Origin of the sequence: Nocardia cyriacigeorgica (assembly GCF_010858045.1) — a bacterium.
GTDB classification, from domain to species: domain Bacteria; phylum Actinomycetota; class Actinomycetes; order Mycobacteriales; family Mycobacteriaceae; genus Nocardia; species Nocardia cyriacigeorgica_E.
Window position 1 is genome coordinate 44420 of record NZ_JAAGVC010000014.1, and the last position, 15525, is coordinate 59944.

The following is a 15525-nucleotide window of genomic DNA, read 5'->3' on the forward strand; positions in this document are numbered from 1 at the left end:
TCTACTTCCCTTTCTTCTGTGCGGCCAGATCGTCGTCGAAACGCGCGCGGATCTCATCGGCCACACCGGCGAGGTTGAGCTCCATGGTGAAGCCCTGCTCGTAGCGGTAGGAGCGGTGCACGTCCTGCACGTCGATGCCGTTGAGGGCGCGTTTGGCGGCGCGGATCACCCGGCCGTCCTTGTTCGCGATGTTCTTGGCGACGTCCATCGCGGTGGCGTCGAGTTCGGCGCGCGGCACCACGTGCAGCACCGAGCCGTAGTGGTGCAGCTGCTGCGCGGTGAGGGTGCCCGCGGTGTAGAACATGGCCCGCATCAGGTGTTGGGGGATCAGCCGGGCGAGGTGGGTGGCCGCGCCGAGGGCGCCGCGGTCGACTTCGGGCAGGCCGAAGGTGGCGTCGTCGGAGGCGACGACGATATCGGAATTGCCGACCAGGCCGATGCCACCGCCCAGGCAGAAGCCGTTGACCGCGGAGATCACCGGCACCTGGCAGTCGTAGACGGCGGCGAAGGCCTCGAAGCAGCCGTGATTGGCGCGGATCAGCGCGGTGTGCCCGGTGTCGGCGTTCATCTCCTTGATGTCCACGCCGGCGTTGAACCCGCGGCCCTCGGCGCGCAGCACCACCACCTTGGTCTCCGGATCGCGGCCTGCCTCGCGCAGTGCGTCGGCGAGAGCGAACCAGCCGTCCGAGGGTATGGCGTTGACCGGCGGATAGTCGACCGTGATGACGGTGATGCCGGTTGATTCGGTGTGACGGTTGATCCCCATTGCAGTTCCCATCGTGAGCGAACCTTGGCTAAGCAAGCAATTGCTTGGTAGGTTAGCACGGTGGCACTCGAAATCGATCTGTCCGGACGCGTCGTTCTGGTAACCGGCGGTGTCCGCGGGGTGGGCGCGGGCGTCAGCCGGGCCCTGCTCGCCGCGGGCGCGACCGTGCTGGCCTGCGCACGCCGCCCCGGTGACGCCCCGGTGGAATACGAGGGACGGCAGGCCGAATTCCTGCCATGCGATGTGCGCGACGGTGACGCGGTACGCGAGCTGATCGACACCGTCATCGCCCGGCACGGCCGCCTCGACCATCTGGTCAACAACGCGGGCGGCGCCCCCTTCGCCCTTGCCGCCGACGCCAGCGCGAAATTCCACGCCAAGATCGTCGAGCTGAATCTGCTCGCACCGCTGCTGGTTTCGCAGCTGGCCAACGCGGTGATGCAGGCCCAGCCCGACGGCGGCACGATCGTCAATATCTCCAGCGTCAGCGCGCATCGCCCGTCACCGGGCACCGCGGCCTACGGAGCGGCCAAGGCCGGCGTCGACAGTCTCACCGCCTCGCTCGCGGTGGAGTGGGCGCCGAAGGTCCGGGTGAACTCGGTGGTCGTCGGCCCGGTGGAGACCGAACTCAGCCTGCTGCATTACGGCGACGCCGACGGGGTGGCCGCGGTCGGCGCCACCATCCCGCTGGGGCGGCTGGCCCGGCCCGAAGACGTCGGCCGCTGCGTGGCCTTCCTCGCCTCACCGCTGGCCGGCTACGTCAGCGGGGCGACCCTCGAGGTGCACGGCGGCGGCGAACGCCCGGCCTTCCTGGACGCCGCCACCGTCAACACCGCCGCCCCCAACGGCGCGCCCAAGCCCTGACCGACCAGACCTGATCAGCGCCGCGCCCCGGCCTGATCGCCCACCCCGACCGCTGAGCAAGACGATAGGAACACGATGGAAACCGATGGGATCTGTGCCGGACGTACCGTGATCATCACCGGCGCCGGCCGCGGCATCGGCCGCGCGCACGCGCTGGCGTTCGCCGCGGCGGGCGCCAAGGTGGTCGTCAACGATCTGGGCTCCGCGCTCAACGGCGCCGATACCGGCGAGACACCGGCCGAGCAGGTCGTCGCCGAGATCCGCGCGCAGGGCGGCGAGGCCGTGGCCAATGGCGACGACGTGGCCGACTGGGAAGGCGCGCGCCGGCTCATCCGCCAGGCCGTCGACACCTTCGGCGGGCTCGACGTGCTGGTCAACAATGCCGGCTTCGTGCGCGACCGGATGCTGGTCAACCTGTCCGAAGAGGAATGGGACGCCGTGATCCGGGTCCACCTCAAGGGTCACTTCGCCACCATGCGCCACGCCATCGAGTACTGGCGTGGTGAGTCCAAGGCCGGACGTCCGGTCGACGCTCGCGTGATCAACACCAGCTCCGGCGCCGGCTTGCAGGGCAGCGTCGGCCAGGGCAACTACGGCGCGGCCAAGGCGGGCATCGCGGGCCTGACCCTCACCGCTTCGGCGGAATTCGCCCGCTACGGCGTCACCGTGAACGCGATCGCCCCCGCTGCGCGCACCCGGATGACCGAGACCGTCTTCGCCGAAGATATGGCCGCGCCCGAGGAGGGCTTCGACGCGATGGCGCCGGAGAACGTCTCGCCGCTGGTCGTCTGGCTCGGCAGTGCCGAATCCGCCGGCGTGACCGGCCGCATGTTCGAGGTCGAAGGCGGTAAGGTCGCCGTCGCCGAGGGCTGGCGGCACGGCATTCCCGTCGACCGCGGCGCCCGCTGGGACCCGGCCGAACTCGGCCCGGTGGTGGCGGACCTGCTCGCCAAGGCCAATACGCCCGAACCGGTCTACGGCGCGTAATCCGGCTGACTTCAGCCTTCCGAACGGCGGCGCGAGTCGAGAACTCGCGCCGCCGTTTCGCGTCGGAACCGGGCCGCGGGCTTCGGCGTGCCCGCTGACAGCTCGCGCCCGTGGCACCGGGTGGCGGCGAGCTGGGCCGATCGCACCTGCGGCAGACCCTCGCGAACCTCGGCTGCTCTCGGCACGGGGTGTGTTCGCCGCGGAAGATCCGTCGGCTTCGGCGGCGCTCACCACGAGGGCGACCCGGCGAGCGCCTCTGCTCGCAAACGATCGAGCTCCTGCGGCGCCGCCCGGTAGTAGGCCGCGGTCCGGTGTGGCGGCTCTCACGTCGGTGGATGCCGGGCTCTTCCGCGAGGCTACCGCCAGCAAACCGACCGTAAGGTCGCCCACGTGGACGCACCCACGGCAGGGCGCAGACCTCGGCGGACGTGGTTTACGTCGTCCAGGCGAGGGGAATGCCCGGTCGATCGCCGCCGCTGAGCGGGCGGTACCGCTGCGCGCCGGGAAGCCGACGGTTTACTATGGGCAACCGTTGTTGGAGTCCGGGTTGTGCGTATGGCCGGGCGAGGATTTGCGCAGTCTCTATGAGGGGAAGGCCGTCGCATGGCCAGTGGTCGCTTCACCCGTGTGCTCGCGGTAGCGGGGGCCGTCGGCTGCCTCGGACTACTCGGGCCGGTAGCGGCCGAGGCCCAGCCGGGTGGTTCCGGTCAGGGCGGTAACAGTGCCCCGAATCCGGGCAACGGGAATCCGAACCCGCCGATCATCGGCGGCGTGCCCAACTCCGGAAGCGCTGGGGGTGCGAACGGGGGCAATGGCGCGCATGCCGGCAACGGTCCCGGCGCGAACGCGGGCCGAGGTCCGGGTGCGAACGCGGGCAATGGCGTGCTGCCGAACACCGGCAGCGGTGCGGGCGCGAACGCCGATCATGGCGCGGACGCGAACGCCGGCAACGGAGTTGGGCCGACCGCGACGGATAACAACCCCGGCGCGGAGGGCATTGGCGCGGCGCCCGCGCAAAGCGACGCAGACGAATGGCAGCCGCTGTCCATCCCCGGACGGCAGACACCGATCGATGCCGGTATCGAACCCACCGACGTCGCAGGCCCCGGAACCGGTTCGGCCGGAGCCGGTTCGGCCGCAGCGGGCTCAGCCGCGGCGGGCTCGGCCGGACTCGGCGTGGTGCTCGGCGGCGGATCCTCCGCTCTCGGCGTGATTCTCAGCACCGGCTCGGCGGGCCTCGGCGCTGCCCTCGGCACCGGTTCGGCGGCCGTCGGCTCGGCCGGGGTCGGTGCACTCGGAACCGGCTCTGCCGCAGTGGGTTCGGCGGGTATCGGCGCTCTCGGCACCGGCTCGGCCGCTCTCGGCACCGGCTCGGCCGCGCTCGGTACCGGTTCGGCCGCGGTGGGTTCGGCCGGTGCCGGGGTGCTCGGTACCGGCTCGGCGGCCGTCGGATCGGCGGCGCTGGGCGCGGCCGGACTCGGTTCGGCGGCAACGGGTTCGGCCGCGGTCGGATCGGCGGCCGTCGGCTCGGCCGCGGTCGGTTCCGCCTCGCCTCTGCTCTTATTGCTGCTTCCCATTCCGCCGGTGCCGCCGGCGCCCGCGCTGCCGCCGCTTGCCATTCCGCCGGTGCCCGCGCCGCCCGCGATCGCACCGCCCGCCCTCGCGCCGGTCGTTCCCGGTGTCCCGGCCCTGCCGGTGGTTGCCCCGCCTGCTCCGGCGGCCGCCCCCGCACCGCCCGCCGCGGCGGCGCCCGCTCCCGCGGCTCCGCCCGTCTCGGCCGCGCCGGCGGATCCCGATGTGCGCAACACCAGCGCCGAGGACGGTCTGCCCGAGCCGAAGGTGCTGACGGTGATCGGCGGTCTGATCGCCCTGACCCTGGCCGGTGCGGGATCGGGCGCGGTGAGCTTCCAGAGTGCCTCGGCGGCACAGGCACGCATCGATGCCGCGCGCGCCGAATTCTTCGGAACGGGTCGGTGATCGGCGATGACACAGAGTAAGGCGCAGAGCGGTTCGCGGTCCTACCGCCGGGTGGCCGCGGCCGTGGACGCGGTCTGCGCGGTCGCCGCCGATTTCGACGCGACCACCCTCGACGAGGTGGTGCTCGCCATCGCCGCCGAACGCAAACGGATGATCGAGATCGCCGACGCCGACCTCGGCCCCGGTGTCTGCGGTCAGCGTCGCTTCTATCCGGACAAAGACGTGATCGTGCTGGCCACCGCACTGCCGAGCCGCGAGCACACCCTCGCCCACGAGCTCGGGCACATCGTGTTCGACCACGAGGGTGCGCCCGCGCCGGAGGTGACGCTGGAAGCCAGCGACGATCTGATCGCCTACATGCTGAGCCAGCGCGCCCACCAGCAGATCGTCGACGACGGCGAAGACGAGCAGGCCGAATGGGAGGCCGAGACCTTCGCCGCGATGCTGATGACACGACTGCGCGTATTCAACAACCGGGGCGCGGGCGTCTCGGTCCTTCGATTCGATGAGGCTCTCGGATGACCTTCTGGTTGACGGCCATGCTGGTCTGGATGGCAGCCGGTGCGCGGGTGGGCCGGGTGCTGGTCAAGCCCGCGACCACGGCCCGGGTGGCCATCGTGATCGCGGTCGCCGCGGTCGCGCTCGCCGCCACCGTGGCGATTCCCGATGTGGGGCTCGCGGTCGACAACCTGCTACCGGAAGGCGTGCCTTCCGGCCTGCTGTCCGACGGCGTCGTCGTCGCGGCCTGGCTGCTGTTCACCACGGCCACCTCGGTGGTGGCGTCGGCGGCCTGGCCGGTGGTGTCGCGGCGCAATCTGCGTCAGATCGCCTTGGGCATCTATGCCGTCGGTGCGGCAGCGGCCGCCGCGACCATGGCCTGGACGCACGTGTTCGGCTGGGTGATCGTCGCGCTCGGCGGGGTTTTCATCGTCGTCACCGGACTGCGCAATCTGGACTGGACCGCGCTCGGGCGCGGTATCGCGATCTATACCGCGGGCACCGCGCTGGTGGCCGTGCTCGCGGTGCTGGAGATCCGGCGCGTCGCCATCGACGCACCACGCGCGAAACCCGGTGCGGCGGACTGGGGTTGGCCTGCCTGGCAGGTCGCGAGCCTGCTGATCGCGTTCGGTGCGGTGTGGATCGTCATCGAGTTGTGGGTGCGCGCGCGGCTGCTGTTGCGGCGCATCGAGCTGCTGCACCGGGTCATGGTGAAGCGCTTCCCGGAGGTGGTGGCGCACGAACAGGGCGGCACCTCCACTCAGTTGAAGGCCTCCGATCGGGTGGCGCAGATCATGGACGCGCTCTATCTCCAGTCCGGTGGTGGTGTGCAGCTCGTCTCGGCCGGTGATCCGCCGGCCTCGGTGACCCAGCGCGCCGATCGTGTCGCGCGGTGGGCGCGCAACCCGCTGGGCGATGTGGTGGTCGACGCTCGCTGGATCGCGCCGCCCGAGGGAGTGAGCCCGCGTGGCTGGGTCAGTGCGATCGCGCAGGCCTTCGACACCACTGCGCGCGAGCAGCAGAAGAAGCCGGCCGCCGCCCAGCCGCGGCCCTGAGTCGGCGATACCCTTCGGCTCGACCGTCGCCCCGGCGCGGCTCACGCTCCGGGGCAGCGGTTTTCAGCCGTCCTCGCCGGCGAGTATTCGCTGCGACGGGGCGCCGATCACATAACACAACACAGTGCGACCCGAAGGGCCGCACTGTGTTGTGGTGTGCGAGAGCCTATTCGGTCCCGTCCGGAGGAACTTCGGGCAGACCTTCACTTGCCCGGAGTTTCTCCGCCATGGACGTGAGTAGATTCTGTGATTCTTCGGAAAGGTCGAAAGCCCGGCTGGACAGTCGACGCAGCCCGTACCCCTGCAACTGAGACAGCAGTTCCAGATCGTGGTCGATCTTGGCGGCGTAGATGTCGTTGAAGAAGTAGTCGGGCTTGACCTTGAAGAACTTCGCCAACGCGGCCACCGTCTCGTCCGACGGATTGGTCCGCTGCCCGGACCGCAACTGCGACAGGTACGGTTTGGAGATCGGATGCCCTGAAGCCGTCAGCGCGGCTGCGACCTCCGCGTTGGTGTGCGGCTTACGCCCCGGGGGATGCACGGTTTCGAACAGCTTGTTCAGCCGCGCCGCGAAATCAGCCATTGTGAGCCGCCCAATTCCCTTCGCTGTACTAACAGTCGTTATCTCGGATACGTATCATTGATATTAGCGGCTCAGTAACTGAAAACCTACGCCTGATTCCGAATTTCCTTGAAGCTTCCAGGTCGGTATCCAGTGCAGAGGTTCCGAGCGTGGCGTTTGCGGGTTCCACCAACGGCTCTTGTGGAGCCGTCCGGCCAGCAAGTTCTAGCCCGTCGCGGGGGTCTTGCCGGTCGGACGTGCGGTAGCCGCAAGTTAGCTGACATCTCATCTAGTCCTCTGTACCGGACTTTGTGTGGCGTACGACACGTTTTGCCGCCTCCGAGATGAACGTTCAAGTTGCACCAGGGAATTGGTTGAAAGCCCTACAACCGCTCGATGATGGTGCCTGTCGCTAGTGCGCCACCGGCACACATGAGCACCATTGCGATGCTCTTGTCGGAACGCTCCAACTCGTGCAAAGCCGTTGTGATGAGGCGGGATCCGGTGGAACCGACCGGATGGCCGAGGGCGATGGCCCCACCGTTGACGTTCACCTTGTCCATATCCGGCTTGTGTACCGACGCCCACGACAGTGGCACGGACGCGAACGCTTCGTTGATCTCGAACAGATCGATATCGCTCATGCTCATACCCGAACGCTCCAGCAGGCGGGTGGTGGCCTGCACCGGGCCGTCGAGGTGGAACTCCGGCTCCGAGCCGACCAGGCACTGGGTGACGATCCGCGCGCGCGGGGTCAAACCTTCACGGCGCGCGGCATTTTCGTCCATCAGCAGCACCGCTGCGGCGCCGTCGGAGATCTGCGAGGAGGTGCCTGCGGTGTGGATGCCGCCCTCGAGTACCGGCTTCAGTCCGGCCAGGCTCTCGGCGGTGGTCTCGCGCAGACCCTGATCCCGGCTGACCTCCATCTTCTCCCCGGTGAGGTTGCCTTCCTTGTCGGCGACCGGAGCGGTCACGGTGAGCACCTCGCGATCGAAGCGGCCCTCGGCCCAGGCCTGGGCGGCCAGGCGCTGCGAGCGCACGCCGAGCGCGTCGACGTCTTCGCGGGTGATGCCGCGCCGCTTGGCGATTCGCTCGGCGGCCTCGAACTGGTTGGGCATATCGATATTCCACGACGCGGGCCGGCGCGGGCCCGCGTGCTCACCGACGTTGGCGCCGAGCGGAACCCGGCTCATCGCCTCCACGCCGCAGGCCATGCCGATCTCGATGGCGTCGGTGGCGATGAGCCCGGCGATCAGGTGATTGGCCTGCTGGGCCGAACCGCACTGGGCGTCGATGGTGGTGCAGCCGACCTGCCAGGGCAGTCCGGCATGCAGCCAGCCGACCCGGGTGACGTTGTTGGACTGCTCGCCGGCCTGGGTGACGCATCCGCCGATGACCTGCTCCACGAGGGCGGGGTCCAGATGGGCGCGCTCGAGCAGGCCGCGCTGGGCGAGGCCGATGAGCTCGGCCGCGTGCAGGCCGGACAGCCAGCCGCGACGCTTGCCGATGGGGGTGCGGGCGGCTTCGACGATGACGGGTGTACCCATCTCCAACCTTTCCTCGAGGACAGAATTGAAACGTGTTCTTGACACTTGTCACCGGCGGATCTGTCCGGTTTCTTTCCTAGTTTTCCCGCCTGTGCTTCAATAATTGTAGAACGTGTTCCAGTGTTGTCGATGGATGCACCTGGTGCTCGGCTCGGCTTGGTTGCGCACTCTCTGAAGGAGGCCACTGGTGGTAGCCCCTCGAACGGTCCGGCCCGATCTGCCGGACGGATTCGACGTCACCGATCCCGAAATCTATGCCCACCGCGTCCCGGTCGAGGAATTCGCCGAGCTGCGCCGGGCCGCGCCGATCTGGTGGAATCCACAGCCACCGGAAGTGGGCGGCTTCCATGACGACGGATTCTGGGTCGTCAGCAAGCACGCCGACGTCAAGGAGGTCTCGCGGCGCAGCGACGTGTTCTCCACCTATGAGAACACCGCGATCCCGCGGTTCAACGACGACATCACCCGGGAACAGATCGAGCTGCAACGGTTCGTCCTGATCAACAAGGACGCGCCCGAGCACACCAAACTGCGCAAGATCATTTCCCGCGGCTTCACCCCGCGCGCGATCAACAGCCTGCGTGCCGAGCTCTCGGCCCGCGCGGAAGGCATCGTGAAGGCGGCCGCCGAGGCCGGATCCGGCGATTTCGTCACCCAGATCGCGTGCGAGCTGCCGCTGCAGGCGATCGCCGAACTGATCGGTGTTCCGCAGGAAGATCGGATGAAGGTCTTCCGCTGGTCCAATGAGATGACCGGCTACGACGACCCGGACAACGACGCCGATCCGGTGGTGGCGTCCGCGGAAATTCTCGGCTACGCCTACCAGATGGCGGCCGATCGCAAGAAATGTCCGGCCGATGACATCGTGACCACGTTGATCGAGGCCGATATCGATGGCGACAAGCTCTCGGAAGAGGAATTCGGCTTCTTCGTCATCATGCTGGCGGTGGCGGGTAACGAGACCACCCGCAATGCCATCACCCACGGCATGATGGCCTTCCTCGAACACCCCGATCAGTGGGAACTGTTCAAAAAGGAACGTCCGGCCACCGCCGCCGACGAGATCATCCGCTGGGCCACCCCGGTGACGTCGTTCCAGCGCACCGCTCTGGAAGATGTGGAGCTCGGCGGCGTGCAGATCAAAAAGGGGCAGCGGGTGGTCATGCTGTACCGCTCGGCCAACTTCGATGAGGACGTCTTCGAGAATCCGGAGAAGTTCGACATCATGCGCGAGGACAATCAGCATCTGTCCTTCGGCGGCACCGGTGCGCATTTCTGTATCGGTGCGAACCTGGCTCGTCTCGAGGTCGATCTGATCTTCAACGCGATCGCCGATCATCTGCCCGATATCAGCAAGCTCGGCGACGCCAAGCGCCTGCGTTCGGGTTGGCTCAACGGCATCAAGGAATTCCCGGTCGATTACAAGACCTGCCCGGTCACCGGGCAGACCGGCAGCTGAATTCCGTCCACGTACGACGATGCCCCCTCGATCGAATGGATCGAGGGGGCATCGTCGTTTCTGTGCTTCAGGCCGGTCGCGCCGTCTTCATGGCCCGGTCGACCTCCCAATACGCGCGCAATGCGGCGATCTTGCCCGCCTCGTCGACGCGGTAGGTGAACACGCCCTCGGCATCGATCACATGCCCACCGAGGGTGCTGCGGATGAGGCCGGTGAAGGCGACCTCCGAACCGCAGGCGAACGAATCGCCGAACAGGAACTCGATCGATTCGGTGGCCGCGATCGCTTTGTCCCAGAAGGCCGCGATGGCGTCGCGGCCGTGGTGGCCGCGTCCCTCGGGATCGAAACCGGACGGCCCGATCGGATCCTCGACGATGCCGTCCTCGGCGAACAGCTCCAACCAGGCATTTTTATCGCGAGCCCGCACCGCCGCCTGTGAGGCCAGGCCCGCGGCGCGCGCCGGATGATCGGTGATGGGGGAGGACTCGACGGTCATGGTTGCCCTTCCGGCTCAGACGATCGGATCGTCGATATTGGCGGCCGCGAACTTGCGCAGCGATTCCTGCTTGGCCGACAGCTCACCGTCGAACCCGATGCCGTCCATCAGCCACGGCACCACGATCGCGTCGGTGACGCCGGCTCCGGCCAGATCCTGATAGCCCGAGCGGCCGAACTTGTCGATGCACACCGCCTGGATCTCGAACGGCTCCTCGGCCCGGCCGTATTCGGCGCGCAACTGCCGCAGAGTCTCGATGGTCTCGCACAGCTGGTCGAACTTCATCATGGCCGAGGTCCAGCCGTCGCCGACCCGCGCCGCGCGGCGCAGCGCGGCGTCGGTGTGGCCGCCGATATAGAACGGCACCGGTTCGGTCGGCGCCGGACTCATCTGCAACGGATCGAAGTCGAAGAACTCGCCGTGGTACTCGACCATCCCGCCGCCGAGCACCAGCTTGATGACCTCGATCATCTCGTCCACCCTGGCACCGCGCCGCTTGAACGGCACCCCGCACCATTCGAATTCCTCCGGCGCCCAGCCGATGCCCACGCCGAATCCGAAGCGGTTGCCCGACATATTCGCCACCGAGCCGACCTGGCGGGCCAGTAGCAGCGGATTGCGGGAACCGAGCTTGAGCACATTGGTGTAGAAGCGGATGCGGCTGGTCACCGCGGCCATGGCGGTGGCGCCGATCAACGGATCCACCCACGGGGTCTCGGGCCCCCAGAAGCGGCTGCCGTCGGGGGTGTAGGGGTATTTCGCCTCCGCAGTCTTCATGTAGAACAGCGAATCGGGCAGGGCGATGGAGGAGAACCCGCATTCTTCCGCGGTCTTGGCCAGCTCGGGCAGCTGCTCGAGCGGGCTCAGTGCGATGCCGAGGGTGAACTTCATGCCGGACGCTCCGAACCGACCACCCACATCGAGAAGTACTGCGAGCCACCACCATAGGCGTGGCCCAGCGCCCTGCGCGCGTCCTCGACCTGGTAGGCGCCGGCCCGGCCCATCACCTGTTTGGCGGCCTCGGCGAAACGGATCATGCCGGAGGCGCCGATCGGGTTGGACGAGAGCACGCCGCCGGACGGGTTCACCGGCAGGGTGCCGCCGATCTCGGTTTCGCCCTTGTCGGTGAGTTTCCAGCCGTCACCGGGGGCGGCGAAGCCCAGGTTTTCCAGCCACATCGGCTCGAACCAGGAGAAGGGAACGTAGATCTCGGCGGCGTCGATCTCGCGGAGCGGATCGGTGATGCCGGCCTGCTTCCACAACGCGGCGGCCGCATCGCGCCCGGCCTGCGGATTCACCTGGTCGCGACCGGCATAGGTGGTGGGCTCGGTGCGCATGGCGGTCGCGTGCACCCACGCCACCTTCTTGCCCGCCGCTTCCACCGCGGCGGCCGAACTCTCGCCACCGATGACCACCGCGCAGGCGCCGTCGGAGGAGGGGCAGGTCTCGTCGAAGCGGATCGGATCCCACAGCATCTGCGAGGCCAGCACCGACTCCATGGTGATATCGGGCTGCTTCAGGTGCGCGTACGGGTTCTTGGCGCCATTGCGCCGATCCTTGGCCGCCACCATCGCGCCGATATGGCCGGGGGCGTTGGAGCGGCGGATGTAGGAACGTACGTGCGGCGCGAAGTAGCCGCCCGCGCCCGCGCCGACGGGCATGGTGAACGGCACCGGAATCGACAACGCCCACATGGCATTCGACTCCGACTGCTTCTCCCACGCCACCGCGAGCACCCGCTCGTGCACGCCGGCCTGCACCAGGTTGGCCGCCACCACGCCGGTCGAGCCGCCCACCGAACCCGCGGTGTGCACCCGCAGCAGCGGTTTGCCCGGGGCGCCGAGGGCGTCGGCCATGTAGAGCTCGGGCATCATGACGCCCTCGAACAGGTCCGGCGCCTTGCCGATGACGATGGCGTCGATATCGGCCATGGTGAGGTCGGCGTCCGCCAGTGCGCGGTCGATGGCCTCGCGGACCATGCCGGCCATCGACACATCGCTGCGTTTCGTCACATGATGCGTTTGTCCGGTGCCGAGCACCGCAGCCGGGAAACTCATCGGCCAGCCTCCGAATCCAGAACGGTCACAAGGTTTTGTTGCAGCGCGGGCCCGCTGGTGGCGTGGGCCAGCGCGCGCTCGGCGGTGCCTGCCATGATTTCGCGCGCCGCGAAGCCGATGCGCTCGAGTCCGGCGGCGAACATCGGATTACCGGCGAGTGCGCCACCGGAGGGATTGATCCTGGTGCGCTTGTCCAGGCCGATCGCCTCGGCCAGGATCAATTCCTGATGGCTGAACGGAGCGTGCAGCTCAGCGATATCGAAACCGCTGGTGTCGCCGCCGGTCACCGCCTCGGCGGCGGCCTGCGTCGATGGCGAGACGGTCAGATCACGCCCGCCGAGCATCGACGAGTCGATCCGATGCGCCATGCCGGTGATCCAGGCCGGGCGCTCGCACAGTTCGCGGGCCCGGTCACCCACCGCGAGCACGATGGCCGCGGCCCCGTCGGTGATCGGGGCGCAATCGTGTTCCCGCAGCGGATCGGCCACGTACGGCGCGGCCAGCAGGTCGTCAATGGAGGCGCCGTCGGCCCGGCGCGCCTGCGAGACCGCGGCCATATCCCGCTCGCTCCAGCGACCGGCGTCCAATCCGGCCCTGGCCTGCAAGCCCGCGATGGACAGCGAATCCGGCCACAGCGGCGTCACCAGATACGGATCCAGCTGCATCGACAGGATCTGGCGCAAGGTGCCTGCGGAGGACTTGCCGAAGCCGTACACCAGCGCGGTGCGGGCCTGCCCGGAACGCAGCTTCACCCACGCCTCGTACAGGGCCCAGGCCGCGTCCATCTCGACATGCGATTCATTGATCGGTGGCACCGCGCCGATCGAGTCGACCGCCGAGATGAACGAGAAGGCCCGTCCGGCAAGGTAATCGGAGGAGCCCGAGCACCAGAAGTCGATATCGGACTTGGTGATGCCGAGCTGGTCGTAGATCTGCTGGAAACACGGTTGCAGCATCTCCACGCCATTGGTGGTGCCGAAGGTCTCCCGCACATGGGGTGCGTGCGCGAAGCCGACGACGGCGATGTCGGTGGCGTTATCGGTCGAACGCTCGGTGATGGTCACTCGGGAGCCCTCTCACAGGTGATGCTTGTAGGTGTCGTAATCGGCATCCGGCTCGCCGGAGGGCTCGAAGTGGTCGACGTTCTCCAGCCCGTAGCCCCACTCCTCGCGCGGCTTCCACACCGCCCGCACCCGCATGCCCATCCGGACCTCCTCGGCCGCGCAGCCGAGCACCAGGTGCAGCACCGGGATGTCGGCGCCGTCGAGCAGAACGTAGGCGGCCACATAGGGCGGCTTGATCCGCTGCCCGAGGAACGGCACGTTGACGATGCAGAAGGTGGTGACGGTACCGGTATCGGCCAGCTCGACCATGTCGTCGGTGGGCCTGCCGTCGGTGGGGTTGGCGCCACGCGGCGGGAAGTAGACCTTGCCGCCGGCGTCGGTGCGGCCGCCGATCAGCTTGCCTTCCTTCAGCCCGCGCAGATACACCGTCTCCTGCGGGGAGGCGGTGTGCTTGTAGCTCATGTCCACCGGCGTCACCAGCATGGTGACCGGCTCGGCCGCCGAATCGCCGGTTCGTGCACCGGCGGTGGAGGTTTCGCCGGGTTCGAAGCAGGCGATGTCATGGATGGTGCCGGTGGTCTCGGCGGCCCAGCGCGCGCGAACCCGCATACCGGTGCTCATCTGGTCCGGGCTCGCCACGTCCACCGCGTGCAGCAGGGCGGTGTCGGCGCCGTCGAGCTTGATCAGCGCGTAGGCGAACGGCCGGTCGAAGGGCTGACCCGGCAGTGGATCACGCACCCAGCTCCAGGAGACGACCGTGCCCACGTCGGCGACGTCGACGAACTCGCTGAGCGGATCGGCGGTCACCGGATCGTATTCGGCCGGCGGCACCAGGACCCGGCCGTCGGAACCGCGCACGCCGACGACGCGGCGTTCGCGCAGACCGGTCAGGAACTTTCCGATGGTCGGTCCCACCGATCGGGTGTAGTCGAATGTCATTCGCAGCGGCGCGCTGAGTACGTCGCTCGGTTTCAATCCCGGCGGGCGATCCTGCGTGATTGCCGTGGGTGCAGTATTCCCATGAGTCACGATATCGAGTAGAACAGGTTCTTATTCTGCTGGCAAGCAGTCAATGAGAAAGGGGACCGGCATGCGGTTCGGATTGCAGCTCGGCTATTGGGGTGCGGCACCGCCGCCGCATGTCGGTGAACTGGTCGCGGCCGCGGAGGCGGCGGGCTTCGACGCGGTGTTCGCGGCCGAGTCGTGGGGCTCGGACGCCTTCGGTCCGCTGGCCTGGTGGGGTTCGTCCACCAGCCGGGTGCGGCTGGGCACCTCGGTCGCGCAGCTCTCGGCGCGCACGCCAGCGGCGACCGCGATGCACGCGCTGACCCTGGATCACCTCAGCGGCGGCCGGGCCATCCTCGGCCTCGGCGTCTCCGGCCCGCAGGTGGTGGAGGGCTGGTACGGGCAGCCGTTCGCCAAGCCGCTACAGCGGACGAGGGAGTACGTCGACATCGTCCGCAAGGTGCTCGCGCGCGAGGCGCCGGTGGTCAGCGAGGGGCCGCACTACACGCTGCCCTACGCCGGTCCGGGCGCCACCGGTCTCGGTAAGCCGCTCAAGCCGATCGTGCATCCGCTACGTGCGGATTTGCCGATCTGGCTGGGCGCCGAGGGTCCGAAGAATGTCGCGCTCACCGCCGAGATCGCCGACGGCTGGCTGGCCATCTACTACGCCCCGCGGCTGGCCGGGATGTACAACGAATGGCTCGACGAAGGCTTCGCCCGCGCGGGTGCGCGCCGCACCAGAGAGACCTTCGAGATCGCCGCCAGCGCCCAGGTGATCATCACCGACGACCCGGCGAGTGAGATCGAACGACTGCGCTGGGTGATGTCGCTCTACATCGGCGGCATGGGTGCGCCCGAACTCAACTTCCACGCCCAGGTCTACCGCCGAATGGGATACGAGCGCGAGGTCGAGGAGATCGGCACGCTGTTCCAGGCCGGCCGCAAGGCCGAGGCGGCGGCCGCCGTGCCCGACGAGATGGTGCTCGACACCACGATCATCGGCAACGAGGACGAGGTGCGCAAGCAGATCGGCGTCTGGGAGGCGGCCGGGGTCACCATGCTGCTGGTGTCGGTGGCCGATCTCGTTCAGCTGCGTCGACTGGCACCACTCGTCCGCTCGTAGAACATGTTGCAGAAGTGCGGGCGGTTAATGTGCTGCCGCCCGCACTTCGGCCGACGATATCGGAG

15 protein-coding genes are annotated in these 15525 nt (G+C 68.3%); 7 read left to right on the forward strand and 8 right to left on the reverse strand.

The window, feature by feature from the left end:
* Window position 1 precedes the first annotated feature (1 nt).
* Window positions 2-766, reverse strand: a complete 765-nt coding sequence (locus GV790_RS15090) for an enoyl-CoA hydratase family protein (protein WP_163814044.1) — start codon at window positions 764-766, stop codon at window positions 2-4.
* Between the two features lie 60 nt (window positions 767-826).
* On the opposite strand from GV790_RS15090, the gene GV790_RS15095 reads away from it, so the two are divergent.
* From GV790_RS15095 to GV790_RS15115, 5 genes are all read left to right on the forward strand, one after another.
* Window positions 827-1630: an SDR family oxidoreductase gene (locus GV790_RS15095; RefSeq protein WP_163813988.1), complete on the forward strand. Its 804-nt coding sequence runs from the start codon at window positions 827-829 to the stop codon at window positions 1628-1630.
* A 75-nt stretch (window positions 1631-1705) separates the two neighbouring features.
* Window positions 1706-2617, forward strand: a complete 912-nt coding sequence (locus tag GV790_RS15100) for an SDR family oxidoreductase (RefSeq protein ID WP_163813989.1) — start codon at window positions 1706-1708, stop codon at window positions 2615-2617.
* 603 nt (window positions 2618-3220) lie between these two features.
* Window positions 3221-4594, forward strand: coding sequence for a hypothetical protein (locus GV790_RS15105; RefSeq protein ID WP_163813990.1), 1374 nt, complete (start codon window positions 3221-3223; stop codon window positions 4592-4594).
* Between the two features lie 6 nt (window positions 4595-4600).
* The gene (locus GV790_RS15110) at window positions 4601-5116 is read left to right on the forward strand and encodes an ImmA/IrrE family metallo-endopeptidase (protein WP_036532694.1); all 516 of its coding nucleotides are present in this window, start codon (window positions 4601-4603) and stop codon (window positions 5114-5116) included.
* Window positions 5113-6147, forward strand: a complete 1035-nt coding sequence (locus tag GV790_RS15115; RefSeq protein ID WP_163813991.1) for a hypothetical protein — start codon at window positions 5113-5115, stop codon at window positions 6145-6147. The genes GV790_RS15110 and GV790_RS15115 overlap by 4 nt, the downstream gene beginning before the upstream one ends.
* A gap of 166 nt (window positions 6148-6313) precedes the next feature.
* Here the strand turns inward: GV790_RS15115 and GV790_RS15120 are convergent, their stop codons facing one another.
* Both GV790_RS15120 and GV790_RS15125 read right to left on the reverse strand, forming a co-directional pair.
* Window positions 6314-6730, reverse strand: a complete 417-nt coding sequence (locus tag GV790_RS15120) for a helix-turn-helix domain-containing protein (protein ID WP_014348820.1) — start codon at window positions 6728-6730, stop codon at window positions 6314-6316.
* Window positions 6731-7092: 362 nt separating this feature from the next.
* Window positions 7093-8256 (reverse strand): steroid 3-ketoacyl-CoA thiolase, encoded by a 1164-nt coding sequence (locus GV790_RS15125; RefSeq protein ID WP_163813992.1) that lies wholly within the window; start codon window positions 8254-8256, stop codon window positions 7093-7095.
* 187 nt (window positions 8257-8443) lie between these two features.
* On the opposite strand from GV790_RS15125, the gene GV790_RS15130 reads away from it, so the two are divergent.
* Window positions 8444-9715 carry a cytochrome P450 gene (locus tag GV790_RS15130; protein WP_163813993.1) on the forward strand — a complete coding sequence of 424 codons (1272 nt, stop codon included), beginning with the start codon at window positions 8444-8446 and terminating at the stop codon, window positions 9713-9715.
* Between the two features lie 67 nt (window positions 9716-9782).
* Here the strand turns inward: GV790_RS15130 and GV790_RS15135 are convergent, their stop codons facing one another.
* The 5 genes from GV790_RS15135 to GV790_RS15155 are packed head-to-tail and all read right to left on the reverse strand — an operon-like array spanning window position 9783 to window position 14361.
* Window positions 9783-10211 carry a nuclear transport factor 2 family protein gene (locus GV790_RS15135; protein ID WP_175585902.1) on the reverse strand — a complete coding sequence of 143 codons (429 nt, stop codon included), beginning with the start codon at window positions 10209-10211 and terminating at the stop codon, window positions 9783-9785.
* 15 nt (window positions 10212-10226) lie between these two features.
* A complete protein-coding gene (locus GV790_RS15140; RefSeq protein ID WP_163813994.1) occupies window positions 10227-11102 on the reverse strand; it encodes a TIGR03619 family F420-dependent LLM class oxidoreductase in 876 nt (291 codons plus the stop codon).
* Window positions 11099-12268 carry a thiolase domain-containing protein gene (locus GV790_RS15145; protein ID WP_163813995.1) on the reverse strand — a complete coding sequence of 390 codons (1170 nt, stop codon included), beginning with the start codon at window positions 12266-12268 and terminating at the stop codon, window positions 11099-11101. The genes GV790_RS15140 and GV790_RS15145 overlap by 4 nt, the downstream gene beginning before the upstream one ends.
* Window positions 12265-13332 carry a thiolase domain-containing protein gene (locus tag GV790_RS15150; protein WP_175585903.1) on the reverse strand — a complete coding sequence of 356 codons (1068 nt, stop codon included), beginning with the start codon at window positions 13330-13332 and terminating at the stop codon, window positions 12265-12267. Before GV790_RS15150 ends, GV790_RS15145 begins: the two co-directional genes overlap by 4 nt.
* Before the next feature lie 12 nt (window positions 13333-13344).
* Window positions 13345-14361, reverse strand: coding sequence for a Zn-ribbon domain-containing OB-fold protein (locus GV790_RS15155; RefSeq protein ID WP_375139393.1), 1017 nt, complete (start codon window positions 14359-14361; stop codon window positions 13345-13347).
* A 61-nt stretch (window positions 14362-14422) separates the two neighbouring features.
* On the opposite strand from GV790_RS15155, the gene GV790_RS15160 reads away from it, so the two are divergent.
* Window positions 14423-15460 (forward strand): LLM class F420-dependent oxidoreductase, encoded by a 1038-nt coding sequence (locus GV790_RS15160; protein ID WP_163813996.1) that lies wholly within the window; start codon window positions 14423-14425, stop codon window positions 15458-15460.
* Window positions 15461-15525 lie beyond the last annotated feature (65 nt).